The organism is Agrobacterium sp. 22117 (assembly GCF_052045735.1).
Classification (GTDB): domain Bacteria; phylum Pseudomonadota; class Alphaproteobacteria; order Rhizobiales; family Rhizobiaceae; genus Agrobacterium; species Agrobacterium cavarae.
This window is the reverse complement of sequence record NZ_JBQEPP010000002.1, coordinates 340,403-357,825: the sequence shown is the minus strand read 5'-3', so window position 1 is coordinate 357,825 and position 17,423 is coordinate 340,403. Positions and strand designations below refer to the sequence as shown.

Genomic DNA, 17,423 nt, shown 5'->3' with positions numbered 1-17,423 from the left:
CGCCCGTCATCACATTTATCTAATTTATTGTGATCGAACATGCTCGAAGGGGAGTCTCACTCAGTCCTCTCTTCGCCGGGAACGACAGCAGGATGCTTGATAGAAGACTGAGCTTGCCGCCGGATGCCGATACTACCGGGAGCCAAAGAACGGAAAAAGCCCGGCATCGCTGCCGGGCTCCATCAATCTCAAATCCAGAAAGCAGATTACATGCCCTGCTGGAAGTAGCTGTACTTGCCGTCCGGGCCCTTCTTCCACTCGTACATGACGTAGCCAGGAAGCTTCGGGTCGCCCTTTTCGTCGAAGGAGATATCGCCGAGAACGGTCTTGAAGGTGCCCTTTTTCAGCGCTGCAGCAACGGCTTCAGCGTCGAGAGAACCGGCAGCCTTTGCACCTTCGGCAATCACCTGAACGGCGGCGTAGGAGTAGAGCGTGTAAGCTTCAGGATTGAAGCCTGCAGCCTTGAACTTCGCAACCAGGTCCTTGTTGTCCGGACGCAGGGTCGGATCAGGACCGAAGGTGTTCAGCGTGCCTTCAACGGCGTCGCCAGCAATCGAAGCCAGTTCGTTCGAAACGATACCGTCACCGGAAACGAGCGTGGCCTTGAGGCCCTGGTCCTTTGCCTGACGGATGATCAGGCCGGCTTCGGTGTGGAGGCCGCCCCAGTAAACAACGGAAACGCCAGCTTCCTTCATCTTGGCGATGAGGGCGGAGAAGTCCTTGTCGCCGACATTGACGCCTTCATAGATGACTTCCTTCACGCCAGCGGCGTTGGCAGCCTTCTTGGTCTCATCGGCAAGGCCCTGACCATAAGGGGTCTTGTCATGAATGATGGCGACCTTGGCATCCTTGAAGTGGTCCGCGAGGTACTTGCCCGCGATGCCGCCCTGCTGGTCGTCACGGCCGCAGGTACGGAAGGTGTTCCACAGGCCGCGCTCGGTGAAGACCGGGTTGGTCGCAGCAGGCGTGACCTCGAGAATGCCGTTTTCAGCATAAACCTCAGATGCCGGAATGGAAACGCCGGAGTTGAAGTGGCCGACGACGAACTTCACGCCATCGGCTGCGAACTTGTTGGCAACCGAGATGCCCTGTTTGGGGTCGGACACGTCGTCGCCGAGAACGATCTTGATCTTCTCGCCGTTGATACCGCCAGCAGCATTGATGTCCGCTGCGGCCTGCTCTGCACCCTTCTGGAGCTGAGCGCCGAAAGCAGCGTTAGGGCCAGTCAACGGACCACCGACGCCGATCAGGACATCGGCCCATGCCGAACCGCTGAACGCGACCATTGCGGTCAGCGCAACTGCGGAAAGAAGAGACTTCTTCATTATATTACTCCCAGTTCCTTTGATTGGGTTGGTTTTCTCGACCTGTCCAGCACCCAAATTAACTGTCCAGGCTGTTCCTCTCAGGAGGGAATTCTGATTTCAGAAAAACCCGTCTGTCAATGTTTCTTCTTATAGGAAAATGCCGATGTCCGGTCGTAGAGCCAGTAGTAGTTATCGACCATCTGGCTGGTCCGACGGATGCGGAAGCCGGCCGTTGCGAAGGCCAGGAGAACCGCGACATCGATCAGGTAGTAGAAGCCGTTCAACAACGGACCGGCAAAGAGCGCGTAATGCAAAAAGCGCATGACGCAGCCCAGAAGCAGAGCGTAAATCACCACCTGCGGATATTGACCCCAGCCATCGGCAACGGACTTGCCTGTACGCCAGGCAGTCCAGAAGCCGAGAAGAACGACGAGGCCACGCAAGATATAGCGAACGCCACTATCGGTTTCGAAAAAAAGGCCCTGCATCTTTTCCCCAATCAGCACCGCCGCCACGAGAAGCAAACGATCCTGTTTTCTGTTTCGCTTGACCGTTTTCCGGCAAGCTTTATTGTTTGTTTTTGATCCGCCAAACCGGCTATGCAGTCTGACAGGCTCTCAGCAGATTTGCGCCCAACGCCTTCGAAAGCAAGCATTTTTTCATGGGCAGCGGCACAAAATCATAAAAACTTTTGCGCCTTGTCAAAGGACGGGGATCGACGACCCCCGCACCCTCTCATCGTCAGTGGCGTCCGCCTTCGAGATAGGCTGCACGCACTTCCGGATTGGCGAGAAGCTCCTTGCCAGAACCGCTCATCGTCACCTTGCCATTGACCATCACATAGGCGCGGTCGGAAAGCTTCAGGGCCGCGAAAGCGTTCTGCTCCACGAGGAAGACAGTCAGCCCCTCTTCCTGGTTGAGCTTCTTGATCGCCTCGAAAATGCCTTTGACGATCAAAGGAGCCAGGCCGAGAGACGGCTCGTCGAGGAGCAGAAGCTTCGGACGCGACATCAGCGCGCGACCGATGGAGAGCATCTGCTGCTCGCCGCCCGAAAGCGTGCCGCCACGCTGGCTCTGGCGCTCCTTCAAGCGCGGGAACATGGTGAAGACCTTCTCGACATCTTCCTTGAAGTATTTGAGGTTGTCGAGATTGGCGCCCATCTGCAGATTTTCCAGCACCGACATGCGCGGGAAAATTCGGCGGCCTTCAGGCGACTGGGCGATGCGCTTGCGGGCAATCATATGCGTCGGCAGGCGGGTGATATCCTCGCCGTCGAAAATGACTTCGCCACTGCGTGCCTGCGGCGCGCCGCAGATCGTCATCATCAGGGTCGACTTGCCGGCACCGTTGGCGCCGATCAAGGAGACGATCTCACCCTTTTTCACTTCCACATCCACGCCAGCAAGAGCGCGAATATTGCCGTAATAGGTTTCAACGCCTTGAATTTTCAGGAGAGTGTCAGACATCAGACTGCTCTCCCGTCAAGTTCTTCTGCAATCACTTCTTCCACTTCATCGTCCTCGACACCAAGATAGGCGGCAATGACCTTGGGATCGTTCTTCACATGATCGGGCGTACCGTCAGAAATCTTCTGCCCATATTCGAGGACCACGACGTGGTCGGAGATTTCCATGACGACCGACATGTCATGTTCGATCAGAAGCAGCGAGGTTCCCTCGTCGCGAATGCCGCGCAGGAGGGCGTTGAGCGCAAGCGACTCCTTCGGGTTGAGACCGGCGGCCGGTTCGTCTAGGCACAGAAGCTCAGGCTCGGTGCACATGGCGCGCGCAATTTCCAGACGGCGCTGCGCGCCGTAGGACAGATCGCCCGCCGGATCGTCGGCACGATCAATGAGATCGGCCTTCTCCAGCCAGTATTTGGCCTTTTCGACCGATGCTTCGGCCGCATGCGTATAGGCCGGAAGCCCGAGCAGGCCGAGGATGGTGTAGCCGGAGGCCTTCATCAGCCTGTTGTGTTGCGCAACCAGCAGGTTTTCCAGAACCGTGAGGCCTGAAAACAGGCGGATATTCTGGAAGGTACGGGCAACCTTGGCCTTCTTGGTCACTTCGAAGTCCGGCAGACGCTCGAGCAGATGCTCCTCGCCATTGCTACGCACCATGGTGATCATGCCCATCGTCGGCTTGTAGAAGCCGGTGATGCAGTTGAACACGGTGGTCTTGCCGGCCCCGTTCGGACCGATCAGCGCGGTGATATCGCCGCGCTTCACATCGAAGGAAAGGTCGTTGATCGCCATCAACCCGCCAAAGCGCATCGACAGATGTTCGACCTTCAGGATGGTATTCTTGTTCATCGCAGTGTTTCCGGAAGCCATCAGCCGTGACCTTCCTTGGTGAAGCTGCCGGAGACAGACTTGCGTTTCTTCAGGAAGGCCGTGGGTTCACGCGAGCCGACGAAGCCGCGGGGCTTGAACAGCATGACGATAACCATGGCAAGGCCGAAGAGCAGCATGCGGTAAAGCTCTGGCGTGAAGTCCGGACCGAAGACGTGCTTGAGGAATTCCATCTCACGCAGCAGTTCCGTACCGCCAACCATGACGACGGCAGCAATCGCAATACCGGTCAGCGAGCCCATGCCACCGAGAACGACGATGGCGAGGATGACGGCCGATTCAAGGAAGACAAAGCTTTCCGGAGAGACGAAGCCCTGACGTGCGGCAAAGAAGGACCCCGCAAAGCCACCAAACATCGCACCTGTTGCAAAGGCGGTGAGCTTGGTCTTGACCGTATCGATGCCGAGCGAACGGCAGGCGATCTCATCTTCACGCAGCGCTTCCCAGGCACGACCGATCGGCATGCGGCGCAGCTTGATGGTGACATAGGCCGTCAGCATGCACAGAAGCAGGATCACGTAGAAGAGGAAGATCTTGTAGTAACCCGACGACATCGGCAGGCCGAAAGCCTTGGCGAAGTTGTTCGGCGCACCAACATCGAAAGACCAGATACCAAAGACCGAAGCCTTGGCAATTCCGGAAATACCGAATGTGCCTCGGGTCACATCCGTCCAGTTCAACAGCACAAGCCGGATGATCTCACCAAAGGCAAGTGTCACGATGGCGAGATAGTCGCCGCGCAGACGCAGCACCGGGAAGCCGAGAATGATTCCCCAGAAGGCGGCTAGAATCCCGGCAAGCGGCAGAAGCACCCAGAAGGACAGGCCGAAATAGCTGGACAACAGCGCGTAGGAATAGGCGCCGACGGCATAGAAGGCGACATAACCGAGATCGAGCAGACCCGCCAGACCGACGACGATGTTCAGACCCCAGGCGAGCATCACATAGATGAGGATCTGGATACCAAAATTGTCGACGAAGATCAGCGAGCCCTGAGCGCCTCGGAAATAGACGGCAACCATCGGATAGAGCAGCAGGAACACCAGCGCGATTTTCAGGAAATGCTTGTGGAAAAAGTTCTTTTCCTCAGAAATTTCCAGAATGCCAGCCTTGGATTTGGCAAGCTTGCGGCGGTCGAGATGCGGCTCGATGACACCGACCACGACGAAGCGACCGATGGCGGCAATGGCGACAAAGATCGCCAGGAGACCCCAGCGCGTGCCCCAGACCAGCTGGTTGTTGATATCCTGATAGGTGACGATGCCCACATAAAGCAGGAACATGCCGAGCGAAACGAAGCCAGCAATAATGGCTTCCTTCACCGCTCTTGCCATGACGTCCTGCTCGGCGGTGTTGTCAGAAGGAATGTTTGCCATGTGCTTAAACCTTCTCGACTTCCGGACGGCCCAGAATGCCAGTCGGTTTGAATATCAGCACGAAAGCCAGGATACCGAAGGCGGCCACGTCCTTGTAGGCGATGGAGAAATAGGCCGACCAGAGCGACTCGATAAGCCCGATCAGAAGACCGCCGAGAACAGCACCCGGAAGCGAGCCGATACCGCCCAGAACCGCAGCCGTGAAAGCCTTGACGCCTGGGATGAAGCCGTCATTGAACGAGGCCACGCCGTAATACATCAGATACATCGTACCGGCGACGGCGGCGAGCGCTGCACCCATGACGAAGGTCACCGAAATCGTCCGGTCGACATCGACGCCAAGCAGCGCCGCCATCTTGCGATCCTGCTCGGTGGCGCGCTGCGCACGGCCAAGCGGCGTCTTGTTGACGATGTACCAGAAGGCAAACAGCAGCACCGAGGTGATGGCCACGATGAGAAGCTGCTTCAGCGAAATGGTGATTGCGCCGAAATGATACGTCTCGGTGACCATGGGCGGGATCGGCTTGTTGCGCGGACCCTGCGTCACCTGAATGAAGTTCGACAGCACGATCGACATGCCGATTGCCGTGATCAGCGGCGCAAGGCGGAACGAGCCGCGCAGCGGACGATAGGCGACGCGCTCGATTGCCCAGTTCCACAGGCCCGTCACCAGCATGGCAACGACCATCATCACCAACAGAAGAATGGCGACCGGAATGCCTGCGATGAAGGATGTGAGAATGAGAAAGACGATCAGCGCGGCAAAGCCGCCAAGCATGAAAATATCGCCGTGCGCGAAGTTGATCATGCCGATGATACCGTAGACCATCGTGTAGCCAATAGCGATGAGGCCGTAGATCGATCCAAGAGTCAGCCCGTTGATGAGCTGCTGGATAAAATACTCCATATTTTTCCCCCGGGCACGTCCTCAAGTTGGAACGCACCTCGTTTATGTTGCTTCCTGAGGGCTCTCATTGCTGTTTTGGTCCCTCTTGACCCAAACCCATATCGCGTTCGTTAAAAATGTGAAGCTAAAAAGGTGGAAATATGCACAAAATTTAATGTTGACCCACCGATTGCTGCAATCGGCATCAAAAAGATGATGAAAGCGGCAACAATGCCCGAAATTTTAAGCGCCGAAGACAACCACTTTGTTCATAAATAGATATATTTGACCATCGCTCTCTTCAGGCGTAACCAACCTTCACCGGATCGCTTCTCGTGATGACAGAAAGCCTTGCAGCAGAAGGGCTGTGGGCTTGCGGGTTCTGAAGGAATGGAAATGCTGGAAAGTCTGATCGCCGCGGCTTTGAGCGCTGGTAGGGAAATCATGGCGGTTCATGCCGCAGGTCCGCAGGTCACCTACAAGAATGACTGTTCTCCCGTGACAGAGGCAGATCAACGCGCCGAAGACATCATCCTCTCCTCTCTTGCGCGCCACTATCCCGACATCCCCGTCGTCGCCGAAGAAGCCGCCGCCAGCGGCCATATACCAGAGATCAAAAGCGACTTTTTCCTCGTCGATCCCCTGGACGGAACCAAGGAATTCATTTCCGACAAGCAGGATTTTACCGTCAACATTGCGCTGATCCGCGACGGCACGCCTGTGCTCGGCGTCGTCTATGCGCCAGCCCTTGGCGTGGCATGGACCGGCGAAAAGGAAACGGCGCGCAAGCTCTTCATCTCAGGTGAATTCGAGCGGGTGTCGAACCACTCCATTCGCTGCCGTGCCAAACCGCCCATGCCGGTTGCCGTGATCAGTCGCTCCCATTGCACGCCCAAGACCGAAGCCTTCGTTGCCGAAAACGGCCTGATCGACAGTATCTCTATTGGCTCGTCGCTGAAATTCTGCATGCTGGCGGAAGGAGCGGCCGACGTCTACCCGCGCTTCAGCCGCACCATGATGTGGGACACCGCCGCAGGCGACGCGGTTCTCAGGGCTGCCGGTGGCATCACGCTCGATATGGCGGGCCTGCCGCTGCGCTACGAAATCGACCAGAGCAATGACGACATGCTGGCCAACCCCGACTTCATCGCCTGGGGCGCTCCCCCGCGATAACGGCTTCCCTATTGCCGCAGGAATCTCTCCTGACCGAGCGACCCGGCGCTCCAAAGATGCAATCCAATGCCATGCGAAGAGCTGGGTGCTGGCCTGCAACGTAACCCGTAGAAGCCGCAGCCGCCCATCCGCGCGACCCTTGCAACCTCTCCCAGATTCCGTTTCTGACGAAAAAATTTTTGACAATTCCGTGAGCGGTAAAGCGCTCATTTTGCGCTTATGTGCCGCGAAGCACGAACAAACGCAGCGAAATCATTCAAATTGTTAATAAATTATCTCTGCACGCTTAGGTATTTTTTAAAGGTACGCCCCTAAAGTGCCCAGCATATGGTCTTGAGTTTGTGTAGAGTGTCCAATGACCGAAATGATACGCCCGCGAGTTAAATATGTCATCGGTCCCGATGGCAGCCCCTTGACGATTGCCGATCTGCCACCAGCCGACACCCGTCGCTGGGTTATCCGCCGAAAGGCCGAAGTCGTCGCCGCCGTGCGCGGGGGTCTTCTCAGCCTGGAGGAAGCCTGTGAGCGCTATACGCTGACAGTGGAAGAATTCCTGTCCTGGCAGTCGTCGATTGCAGATCATGGCCTCGCCGGCCTGCGCACCACGCGCATTCAGCAATACCGCCACTAAGAGTTTAGGCTTGGGCGCATGGGTTGCGTCCAGCCTTGCCAGATACGGCGTCACCCCATCCCGCTCATCCGGGACGGCGTGGCGCTTTTTTGTTTTCGGACTTCACACTGTCTTAATGGCAAGTGGTTGGGATTTCTCCCCTGCCCCTCGATCTGATCGGTCAGTAACCCATAAAAAATCCGCCCGGCTTTCGCCAGGCGGACTGTCATCTACAAAAATGACACAGCGTCATTGAAAGCAGCCTCCTGATCAGCTGGCCGCCGTCAATGACGTCAGGATCAAAGCACCTGCGTTAACGCAAAAGCGTCAAGCGCGGGCGCGCACCGCCGTATCGCGGTTTTCCAGTGCTGCGGCCTTGTCATACTCGGCCTGCACTTCTTCCAGAGAGGCTTCCGCGGCTTCCTGCTGCATCTTCAACTCGCGAATGGAGACCTGAAGGTTGTCGGCACGTTGGCGCGCAGCTTTGGCAAACGTCGGATAGGCGAAGTGGCTGGGATCGGTGATCCCGGACTTGCTTTCTTCCAGCGAGATCTGATGGACCAACTCCTTGGCCATCCGTTCGAATTCGGACATCATCGACTGCAGCTGCTGCAACTGACGACGTTTTTCGTTGACCTGAAATTCCTTCAGGCGAACTAGGCTGTCACGCGACTTCATACTCAATACTCCGTGGATAGCGAGACCCCGGTTCAAACAGGAACCAACCCGCCACTCCGGCTGTGCCGGAATGATTCTCAAAAGTTACCCGCCATTAATAAAAAAACTGCGCTGTTAACTTTTCATTTACGGGCATCGTTAATGATAAGGGAGATCATTTAAAGGTCGGTAAATGCCAAGCCCAAAAAACCACTGGGCACGACAATGCAAGAGTCGATTGAATCACTTAGGGGGTTTTCCTCATCTATTGGTTCATGTTTGGCGATGAGGGATTCACGTTGAAAAACAGCAGAGTGCCCGAATTATTTAATAAATTCTGCATACCTTGCCAAAGGAGAGAAGAATTTGTTAACCATTTGGTGGCAGCCTGCAAATCAGGCAACGTCTGGATCCGCATCGCGCAAAGGCATTGATTTACCAACCGCGGGCGGCAAAGGGGATAATTATGCGGGTTCTACTTATTGAAGACGACAGCGCAACGGCTCAGAGCATTGAGCTGATGTTGAAGTCAGAAAGTTTCAACGTCTATACGACCGACCTCGGTGAGGAAGGCGTGGACCTTGGAAAGCTCTACGATTACGATATTATCCTTCTCGATCTCAACCTCCCGGATATGTCCGGTTACGAGGTCTTGAGAACGCTCCGTCTCTCGAAGGTCAAGACCCCGATTCTCATTCTGTCGGGCATGGCTGGTATCGAAGACAAGGTGCGCGGTCTCGGCTTCGGCGCCGACGATTACATGACCAAGCCATTCCACAAGGACGAGCTGGTTGCCCGCATTCACGCCATCGTGCGCCGCTCCAAGGGTCACGCCCAGTCGGTCATCGCCACCGGCGAACTGATCGTTAACCTGGATGCCAAGACTGTTGAAGTCGGCGGCCAGCGCGTTCACCTGACGGGCAAGGAATACCAGATGCTGGAGCTTCTGTCGCTCCGCAAGGGTACCACGCTCACCAAGGAAATGTTCCTCAACCACCTTTACGGCGGCATGGACGAGCCTGAACTGAAGATCATCGACGTGTTCATCTGCAAGCTGCGCAAGAAGCTCGCAAACGCAGCAGGCGGCGCGAACTACATCGAAACCGTCTGGGGCCGCGGCTACGTGCTACGCGAGCCGGACAGCAACACCGAATATCTCGAGACCGCCTGATTATCTCCTGAACATGCCTCCCAAGCATGATTGTCATGACAAACCCGCCGCGCAAACGGCGGGTTTTGTTTTTTGCGACACCGCGAGACAATGGGAAAGAGCGTACCATGGCGATTCGCAAAGCCTCAATAGACGACGCTTCCAGCCTTGCGGCACTCTCCATCGAAGTCTGGATCGGCACCTATCTCAGGAACGGCGTGTCGAAATTCTTTGCCGATTACGCCCTTTCGACCTTCACCACGCAGATATTCGAAGCCTTCATCGATGATGAAAACGAGATCGTTCTCGTCTCCGACAATAGCGACGGCATAGACGGCTTCGTGCGCGTCACGCTCGAAAGCCCCGCCCCTATCGAGAACGGCCCAGAAACAGAAGTCGCAACGCTCTATGTTCAGCCGCGACACAAGGGAAAAGGCATCGGCAGACGGCTTCTCGATGAAGTTTTCAGGCTCTGCGTCGAACGGAAATGTGACGGCGTGTGGCTCGCGGTCAATAGCGAGAATCAAGACGCCATCGCCTTCTATGAACGTCTCGGTTTTACGCGCGACGGCCAGACTACGTTCCGGATCGGCGAGCAATTTTATGCCAACGAGGTGATGGTGAAGCGTCTTTAACGACCCGAAAAAGCGGCTCGCAATGTCAGTGATGGGGGCAACAGCTTTGAAGCTACCCCCACATTTCACTCGGCACAAAAACGGGCCACCTCACGGCAGCCCACATCTGAATCAGGCCGCTTCGGCAGCCTCGGCCATGGAGGCTGTGAAGACCACACGGTCCTCATGAATCTTGTACTCGATCTTCATGCCGGCTTCTTCCGCCAGCAGCAGCGTGTAGTAAGGCTGAACGGAATGGGCGTCGATCGCCTCTTCTTCCGTGCCTTCGGCAAGCGCTGCAAACTTGGCGGGCACGCGCATCATGCGGCCCTTGACGGTGATTTCGAAGCGGGCATCGCCTTCGGGGTTTTCCAGGACGATATCCGCATTGCCGCCGCGCGGGATCGCGCCATAGGCAACGAGGAAGAGGTTCAGCAGCAGCTTGACGCGGTTCTTGGCGACGATGGCGCGCGGACCGGACCAGGTGACTTCCACCTTCTTTTCCGCAGCGGCAAAATCCTTGGCGGCCTTTTCCGCTTCGCCCGTGTCGATCGACGCGCCGGCCGAGCCGGAAGCACCGAAGGCAAGACGTGCAAACTTCAGCCTTACGGAGGCATTCAGCGCCGAGGTGCGGATCAGGTCCAGCGCATCGGCATCGGTGCCGCCTTCGTCGAGGAGTTCAAGACCATTATTGATGGCTCCGACCGGCGAAATGACGTCGTGGCAGACGCGGCTGCACAGAAGTGCCGCCAGATCCGGGCCGGAGAGCGAGATATTGAATTTTGATGTCATAGATTTTCTCCTGCGCGGATGGAGCGCGGACCCTATAAAAATTGCTTCAGCATTGGCCCGGAAATCGGAACCGATTTTCGCAAAAGCACGACGCGTCACTTCAAACTGTTGGAGCGCCCCACGGGCGTCCGAAAGGACGCGAGGCGCTCTCATGAGCTTTTCCTTGTTAAATACAATATGTCCTGTCGAAAACGTGCTTCGCCGGACCGATTCCATTTAGCAAGGAAACGCTCTAAGCCATAATGACACCATATTTGGTAAACCGATTGTTAATATCATGGTCTCAAAATGCCAAATGTCTTAACACGGCAATGGTAACAAACAGACGGACGGAACTGACGATGCGACTTAACCAACTCCGCACCATCGCACGCCTCGGACTGGTAAAGATTTTCGTGATGCTCGCGAGCCTGTCTTTGTCGGCTGCGCAGGCATCGGCACAAAGCAGCGATCAATACACAATCCAGGAAATTGTCGATGCCGGTCACGGCTTCTTCGGCGAGACGACGGGCGGCCTTGCGAAGGTCGTGGAACGCGCATTCCAGCAATATGGTCTGCCGAATGGCTACATTCTGGGCCAGGAAGGCTCCGGCGCCTTTGTTGCAGGCCTCACCTATGGCGAAGGTACGCTCTATACGAAGAATGCCGGTCAGCATCCTGTCTTCTGGCAGGGCCCATCGCTCGGTCTCGATTACGGCGGCCAGGGCACACGCGCCATGATGCTCGTCTACAACCTTCCTTCCGTCAACGCGCTCTATCGTCGTTATGGCGGCGTCAGCGGCTCGGCCTTCATCGTCGCCGGCGTTGGCATGACGGTTTTGAAGAACAGCGACGTCACCATCGCCCCGATCCGTACCGGCATCGGCGCGCGTCTTGGCATCAATGTCGGCTATCTGAAGCTCACCCCGCAGCCGACCTGGAATCCTTTCTGATTCGTCAGCCGCTCACTTTTGCAGTAAAGTCCTCTAACGCGACTACAGCATCGGCCCGAAAATCGGAATCGATTTTCGGAAAGCACGATGCGTAGCTTCAAAAAGGTAGAGCGTCCTTTGTGCGTCCAATAGGACACACGGCGCTTTAGCGTGTAAGGCGATGACCGCCTGGCGCAAGATTGCCATGACAGTCTTCGCCGCGACGATGAAATGAGCTGCCATTCTGGGTCATCGACCCATGGCGCTTCCTGTGGAGACGACCACGCGTGATTGAGTACGCCCTTATTTTCGGCCTTGGTTTCCTCTGCGCAATTTTGCTGGTTTCATTGATTGCCCCTGCGATCCACCGGCGCATCGTTTCCTATACCGAAAAGCGACTGCGTGCGACGATGCCGATGAGCCCGCAGGAGGTGCGTGCGCAAAAGGACATGGCGCGTGCGCTGTATGCCGCGGAAAATGCCCGTACCCGTCAGGAACTGGATTCCGAGCGGGAAAAGGCTCTGGCATTGAAGTTCAAAAATGAAGCGGCCCAGGGCGATGCCGGACGGCTTCTCGCCGAAACCCGCGAGCTGAAACTGCAGCTCGAGCAGATGACGCTGGAGGCGGGCGACCTGCGCGCCAAGGCCCGCCGTCACGAGGACGCCGTCGCTCGGCTCACGACCAAGCTCAACGACGCCGAAGAAACGGCGATCGCCCGCACCCAGGAAATCTCCAATCTCACCAAGCGCGTCAGCGCCATTTCCCGTGAGCTGGACGATCTCAAGATCGCGCTGTCGGCCCGCGATCTGGAAGTTGAGCAGGGCAAGAGCAAGGCAACCTCCTGGCGCAAGGAGCGTGAGGACATCACCCGCCAGCTGGAAGACGCTGCCGCAAAAGCGCGCGAGACCGCCCAGCATATGAACCGCGAAAGTCGCAAGATTGCGCGGCTTGAAGATCAGCTTGCCAAGGAAATGGCACGCAATGCCGATAGCGAAATGCTGCTGGAGCGTCGCGCCCAGGAAATCGCCCGCCTGAAAGAGCGCATGAGCGGCAACGAGGGCAGCAAGGATGCGCTGAGCACCGCCCCTCGTCCGCTCATCCAGTCTGAAACCTCTGTGGAAACGCCAGAACGACTTTCGCGTGAAATCGAGGATATCCGCAATCAGGGCACGGCGCTGACGGAGCGGCTGTTGAACATCAAGGGCGACACCCATGATGACGCGATCCGCAACGAGATCAGCCAGATTGCTGCACGCATGATCGCGCTCACTGCCGCGCAAGAAGGTGAGACTTCTCCCATCCCCGCTCTCATCGCCAATGCCGAAAGCGCAGGTAACCGCCAAAGCCTGGCAAACCGCGCCCGCGAGCTGATGGCGCGCCGCGCCGGGTCATCCTAAGAAGGATGCTCACGCCGTAGCAAGGGTGAGCGCCATCATCGGCGCTCTCGGAAGTGATGTAGCCTCGGCCACGCGCAACGATACACGTGGCGAAGGATCAGCGGACGCATCCGTTCGGCGCGAATATTGCCACAGCCGCGGCGACCAGCTCGGCATTCCCGCTGGCCAGAGTCCCATCTGGCTTTGACAGGCCGTCTTCCAATCCGACCCGGGTCGACCAGCGCCGCTCTCGCGCGCGTCGCACGAAATGCCAGACGGTCGCATCGAAGCCGTGCAGCAGGATCGGCCGGGACAGCCCGGCCTCGGCCAGCACCTGCGCGATGCCATCGGCGATCTCGTCGGCTTTGTTGACATCCTGTTCTTCAATTTCGATCAGCACCCGGAACAGGGGCGGACAATCCGGCAATGCGATGAGCCGCTTCGCGTCGGCGATCGTCGCCAGACCCGCTTCGATGCCGACCCCGATCCTGTCGAGAAGCGCCATCACCGCGGGAGCATCCGGTTCGGAGAGATTGACCGACGCATAATCGGGCCGCTCACGCCAGGCCGCGATGCGCGCCCGCATGGTTGCTGCATCTGCTTCGATCCATGCGCCCGTGGAAACGCCGATCAGCGTGCCTGGGCAGGCGCGGCGCATGGCGCAGATCGTGTCATCGACGGCCGCAAGGCTTTCCCGGCCTGCATCATCGCGAGGGTGGATGTGCAGTTCGGCCGCACCCGCCTCGATCGAGGCAACACCATCGCGGACCATGCCATCGATCGTCAGGGGGCAAATTCGGATGATAACCGGCGGGACGGGCTCCGTTGATGCAGGCTTGGACAATCATGTGAGCTTCCTGTCGCTTTTGTTGTGGCGGACGTGGCTTCCCAGATTTTGCCGACAGCATCGGCCCAAAAATCGGAATCGATTTTCGGAATGCGCGATGCCTGGATTAAAGACGATAGAGCATCCCTTATGCGTCCAATAGGAGGCACGGCACTCTAGCCGCCATTGTCCTCCGGTTTCGACGACGGCGCGGAGGACCGGCATACGGCAATGACCGTCTCGCGCAGCCAGCGATGCGCAGGATCGGCTTCCATGCGGGGATGCCAAAGCGCCACGACGGCGATCTCAGGCGTTTCCACCGGTAGCGGAAAGCTCACCAACTGATCTTCGAACCGTGCGTCGGACAGGCAGGATTGCGTGACCAGCGCGACGAGATCGGACTGGCGCGCAATCCGCAAGGCATCGGGGAAGCCCGGCACCACGGCCACGATCTCGCGGCTAAGGCCGAGCGTCTCAAGAGCGTCATCGACCGGCCCGGTGAATTGCCCGCGCCGGGACACGACGACATGCCGGGCGGCGGCATACCGCTCAGGCGTCACCGGTGCTGAGAGCAGCGGATGCCCCTGTCGGACAACGCCGACAAAGCGGTCGCGAAAGAGAAGATGCGTTCGAACCTCGGGCGCAAAGTCACCCAGCACTCCGATTTCCAGGTCGATCGTTCCGTCCCGGAGCGGTCCCGCCTCTTTAACCGGCTTCGGCGCAAAGCGCAGGCGCGCATGGGGAGCGGTCGCAACCACCGCGGCGACCAGGGGAGCGGAAAACAGGGCGATGAAACCTTCATTGGCCCGGATCGTGAAGGTCCGCTCCAGAGCGGCCAGATCGAGGGTACCGTCCTGCGGGCTGAGAACGGCGCGCACATCGCGCGCCAGCACATGAACGCGCTCACGCAGCGCGATGGCGCGTGGCGTTGGCACCAGCCCACGACCTGCCCTCACGAGCAGAGGATCGCCGGTCGCGGCACGCAATCGGGCAAGCGTCCGGCTCATGGCGGATGAACTGAGGCCCAGCCGCCGCGCGGCCGCCGTTACACCGCCTTCAGTCAGAAGCGCATCCAGTGCCGTCAAAAGATTGAGGTCGATGGTGTCCATCGAAACACTCTATCCGATACCCGACAGATGCATAGCGTCTCATGCAATAATAGTTTGCATCCTGTGCGTCTGGCGCACTTCACCTGCGAGGAGGATGATGGCGTCCGACATCAAAAGGAAAGGCGAGATCTTGACCTCGAACCATGCAAACAAAACCAACAGAACCAGTCTCATCGTCGGCGCATCGCGCGGACTTGGCCATGCCATGGCGGCAGAATTTTTGGGACGCGGCTGGAATGTGATCGGAACGGTGCGCGGACTTGATCGAAGCCAGCTGCACGACCTTGCCGACGCACATCGAGGCCGTGTCAAAATCGAACAGCTCGACGTCACAGAGCCGGAGCAGATCGCCGCGTTGCGTGATCGGCTGGCGGAGAAACAGATCGACATCCTGTTCGTGAACGCTGGTACGGCGAACACCAATCAGGATGAGACGATTGCGGAGGTATCCACCGATGAGTTCATCCGCGTGATGGTCACGAATGCGCTTAGCCCCATGCGGGTGGTTGAAGGCTTGCAGGATTGCGTGACGCCGGCTGGTCTGATCGGCGTCATGTCGTCCGGGCAAGGCAGCATTTCCAACAACACGAATGGCGGTCATGAGGTCTATCGCGGCTCCAAGGCTGCGCTGAACCAATATATGCGCAGCTATGCGGCTCGCCATGCCCACGATTCTCGCGCCCTGGCGCTGATGGCGCCAGGCTGGATCCGCACCGGACTTGGCGGCCCCAACGCGCCCTTCGGCATGGAAGAAACCATACCGCAGATCGTTACCACGCTTCTCGCGCAGCAGGGAAAGCCAGGTCTTCGCTATCTTGACCGGGAAGGACGTGAGGTTCCCTGGTGAGGATCGCCGAAAAAAATGCGATGAGCGGCATTAAAAATAAAGACCGATAAAATTGTACCGATCGATTTAAACGCCCCGAAAATTTTGCCTCGTAATGTCGTCTTCAACAGAGGCCGGACAACAAAAGAAAAACCGGCCCGGTAACCGAAGCGCAAAAGAAACCGGCGGGCAAGCCGGCCACGAAACGGGGTTAGACATGTTGAAGAAGCTTTTCGCAGCCGCACTGTGCGGCATCGTTATCGCATCCATCGCAAGCCACGCAGACGCGGCAGGCCCCGGCGGTCTCGCCAGAAGCTTTGCCAAGATCGAGCGCAACCTCATTGCATCCGCCCCATCGATCACACAGGGCGAGCAAGTGGACATCGAGCGCAAGGCCGCGATCGCCTCGCTCGACTTCTACTTCCAGCGCTTCGACCAGTTCGAAAAGCTGCGCTGAACCGAATATCAAAGAGATTCATGACCGACTGCCGCCCGTCGTTGCGCCCTTGTGGCCTACACGACAGGCGGCTTTTTTCGTTCCGCCACCGCAATGCCGCCAAGTGCGAGCAGAAGGGCGATGATCTGATAGAGATGCAGCGTCTCGCCGATGATCATCACCGATAGAAAGGTGCCGAAAACCGGAATGAGGTTGATGAAGAGCCCGGCGCGGTTCGGACCGATCTCTTCCACGCCCTTGATGAAAGAGATTTGCGCGACGAGCGACGGGAAGAGTGCGGTATAAAGAACGATCGCCCAACCCTTCGCTTCGGGCCAGATCGCCTGATCGCTCAAGACTTCCCATCCCATGAGCGGTATCGAGGTCAGAAGAGCGGCCGTCGCTGGAATGGCCATCAGCGTGCGCCAGTCCACCGCCGGCTTCCAGCGCAGGATCACGGTGTAGATCGCATAGGCGAGCACGGCGAGCAGCATGATCGCATCGCCCGGATTGAACTCAAGCCGCACGAGCGACATCAGATCGCCGCGGGAGGCGAGAAGCGCAACCCCAAAGATGGTCAGCATGAAGCCAATGATCTGGACGGCCAGCACCTTGGTGCGGAAGAGCGCGAAATTGAAGATGAAGATCACCGCCGGAATGACAGCCTGGATGACCGCGGCATTGATCGCGGTTGTGTATTTCAGCGCCGAGTAGAGAGCCGCGTTGAAACAGGTGTATCCCACCGTACCGAGGATGAAGAAATAGGGCAGCCGCTTTTTGACCACCGGCCAGTCGCGGGCCAGTTGCGGCAAGGAGATCGCGACAATGATCACCACCGCAACCACCCAGCGCAGAAAGGTCAGCACCATCGGGCTGATATGGCCCACCGCAAGTTTGCCCGCGACGGCATTGCCGCCCCAGCACAATGCGGCAATGGTGAGGACGAGATAGGCTCTGGAGGGCACGGGCACAGAACTTTCATTCAAAGACGTGCCCGATTTCTGCACTCGCCCTCACGGCTTC

The 17,423-nt window shown here is 57.8% G+C and carries 18 protein-coding genes and 1 pseudogene; 8 read left to right on the top strand and 11 right to left on the bottom strand.

Annotated features, from left to right (window positions below):
- Window positions 1-206: 206 nt before the first annotated feature.
- From ACTJKV_RS06135 to ACTJKV_RS06110, 6 genes are all read right to left on the bottom strand, one after another.
- Entirely contained in the window at window positions 207-1,325 is a 1,119-nt protein-coding gene (locus tag ACTJKV_RS06135) for a branched-chain amino acid ABC transporter substrate-binding protein (RefSeq protein ID WP_062426218.1), read from the bottom strand.
- Window positions 1,326-1,441: 116 nt separating this feature from the next.
- Entirely contained in the window at window positions 1,442-1,795 is a 354-nt protein-coding gene (locus ACTJKV_RS06130; RefSeq protein WP_062426612.1) for a DUF6867 family protein, read from the bottom strand.
- Window positions 1,796-2,048: 253 nt separating this feature from the next.
- A complete protein-coding gene (locus tag ACTJKV_RS06125) occupies window positions 2,049-2,774 on the bottom strand; it encodes an ABC transporter ATP-binding protein (protein ID WP_274101886.1) in 726 nt (241 codons plus the stop codon).
- The gene (locus ACTJKV_RS06120) at window positions 2,774-3,640 is read right to left on the bottom strand and encodes an ABC transporter ATP-binding protein (protein WP_062439932.1); all 867 of its coding nucleotides are present in this window, start codon (window positions 3,638-3,640) and stop codon (window positions 2,774-2,776) included. Before ACTJKV_RS06120 ends, ACTJKV_RS06125 begins: the two co-directional genes overlap by 1 nt.
- Window positions 3,640-5,034 carry a high-affinity branched-chain amino acid ABC transporter permease LivM gene (livM, locus tag ACTJKV_RS06115; RefSeq protein WP_062439931.1) on the bottom strand — a complete coding sequence of 465 codons (1,395 nt, stop codon included), beginning with the start codon at window positions 5,032-5,034 and terminating at the stop codon, window positions 3,640-3,642. Before livM ends, ACTJKV_RS06120 begins: the two co-directional genes overlap by 1 nt.
- Window positions 5,035-5,038: 4 nt before the next feature.
- On the bottom strand, window positions 5,039-5,941 hold the full coding sequence (locus ACTJKV_RS06110) for a branched-chain amino acid ABC transporter permease (RefSeq protein ID WP_062426214.1): 903 nt from the start codon (window positions 5,939-5,941) through the stop codon (window positions 5,039-5,041).
- 375 nt (window positions 5,942-6,316) lie between these two features.
- Here ACTJKV_RS06110 and cysQ point away from each other — a divergent pair, with 375 nt between their 5' ends.
- Together cysQ and sciP are read left to right on the top strand one after the other, a co-directional pair.
- The gene (gene cysQ, locus ACTJKV_RS06105) at window positions 6,317-7,093 is read left to right on the top strand and encodes a 3'(2'),5'-bisphosphate nucleotidase CysQ (RefSeq protein ID WP_113225569.1); all 777 of its coding nucleotides are present in this window, start codon (window positions 6,317-6,319) and stop codon (window positions 7,091-7,093) included.
- 355 nt (window positions 7,094-7,448) lie between these two features.
- The gene (gene sciP / locus ACTJKV_RS06100) at window positions 7,449-7,724 is read left to right on the top strand and encodes a CtrA inhibitor SciP (RefSeq protein ID WP_062426213.1); all 276 of its coding nucleotides are present in this window, start codon (window positions 7,449-7,451) and stop codon (window positions 7,722-7,724) included.
- Window positions 7,725-8,030: 306 nt separating this feature from the next.
- On the opposite strand, the gene ACTJKV_RS06095 is transcribed toward sciP, so the two are convergent.
- Complete coding sequence (locus ACTJKV_RS06095; protein WP_113225560.1) at window positions 8,031-8,381, bottom strand: flagellar export protein FliJ; 351 nt, start codon at window positions 8,379-8,381, stop codon at window positions 8,031-8,033.
- 445 nt (window positions 8,382-8,826) lie between these two features.
- On the opposite strand from ACTJKV_RS06095, the gene ctrA reads away from it, so the two are divergent.
- Together ctrA and ACTJKV_RS06085 are read left to right on the top strand one after the other, a co-directional pair.
- Entirely contained in the window at window positions 8,827-9,531 is a 705-nt protein-coding gene (gene ctrA / locus ACTJKV_RS06090; RefSeq protein WP_062425123.1) for a response regulator transcription factor CtrA, read from the top strand.
- Window positions 9,532-9,638: 107 nt separating this feature from the next.
- Window positions 9,639-10,145 carry a GNAT family N-acetyltransferase gene (locus ACTJKV_RS06085; RefSeq protein ID WP_274101883.1) on the top strand — a complete coding sequence of 169 codons (507 nt, stop codon included), beginning with the start codon at window positions 9,639-9,641 and terminating at the stop codon, window positions 10,143-10,145.
- 111 nt (window positions 10,146-10,256) lie between these two features.
- Here the strand turns inward: ACTJKV_RS06085 and chpT are convergent, their stop codons facing one another.
- Window positions 10,257-10,916, bottom strand: coding sequence for a histidine phosphotransferase ChpT (gene chpT / locus ACTJKV_RS06080; RefSeq protein ID WP_062599040.1), 660 nt, complete (start codon window positions 10,914-10,916; stop codon window positions 10,257-10,259).
- Between the two features lie 335 nt (window positions 10,917-11,251).
- On the opposite strand from chpT, the gene ACTJKV_RS06075 reads away from it, so the two are divergent.
- Both ACTJKV_RS06075 and ACTJKV_RS06070 read left to right on the top strand, forming a co-directional pair.
- The gene (locus ACTJKV_RS06075; protein WP_062425158.1) at window positions 11,252-11,848 is read left to right on the top strand and encodes a DUF1134 domain-containing protein; all 597 of its coding nucleotides are present in this window, start codon (window positions 11,252-11,254) and stop codon (window positions 11,846-11,848) included.
- A gap of 266 nt (window positions 11,849-12,114) precedes the next feature.
- Window positions 12,115-13,224: a hypothetical protein gene (locus ACTJKV_RS06070; protein ID WP_274101881.1), complete on the top strand. Its 1,110-nt coding sequence runs from the start codon at window positions 12,115-12,117 to the stop codon at window positions 13,222-13,224.
- Window positions 13,225-13,321: 97 nt separating this feature from the next.
- On the opposite strand, the pseudogene ACTJKV_RS06065 reads toward ACTJKV_RS06070, so the two are convergent.
- Together ACTJKV_RS06065 and ACTJKV_RS06060 are read right to left on the bottom strand one after the other, a co-directional pair.
- A pseudogene (locus ACTJKV_RS06065) lies at window positions 13,322-14,051 on the bottom strand (3-keto-5-aminohexanoate cleavage protein).
- 154 nt (window positions 14,052-14,205) lie between these two features.
- Window positions 14,206-15,138 carry a LysR family transcriptional regulator gene (locus tag ACTJKV_RS06060; protein ID WP_274101880.1) on the bottom strand — a complete coding sequence of 311 codons (933 nt, stop codon included), beginning with the start codon at window positions 15,136-15,138 and terminating at the stop codon, window positions 14,206-14,208.
- Window positions 15,139-15,268: 130 nt separating this feature from the next.
- Between ACTJKV_RS06060 and ACTJKV_RS06055 the strand changes: the two genes are divergently transcribed.
- Window positions 15,269-15,985, top strand: a complete 717-nt coding sequence (locus tag ACTJKV_RS06055; protein WP_274101879.1) for an SDR family oxidoreductase — start codon at window positions 15,269-15,271, stop codon at window positions 15,983-15,985.
- Between the two features lie 196 nt (window positions 15,986-16,181).
- Window positions 16,182-16,421 (top strand): hypothetical protein, encoded by a 240-nt coding sequence (locus tag ACTJKV_RS06050; RefSeq protein WP_062439919.1) that lies wholly within the window; start codon window positions 16,182-16,184, stop codon window positions 16,419-16,421.
- Window positions 16,422-16,477: 56 nt separating this feature from the next.
- Here ACTJKV_RS06050 and ACTJKV_RS06045 read toward each other — a convergent pair whose 3' ends face one another.
- Window positions 16,478-17,365 carry a DMT family transporter gene (locus tag ACTJKV_RS06045; RefSeq protein ID WP_274102261.1) on the bottom strand — a complete coding sequence of 296 codons (888 nt, stop codon included), beginning with the start codon at window positions 17,363-17,365 and terminating at the stop codon, window positions 16,478-16,480.
- Window positions 17,366-17,423: the final 58 nt, after the last annotated feature.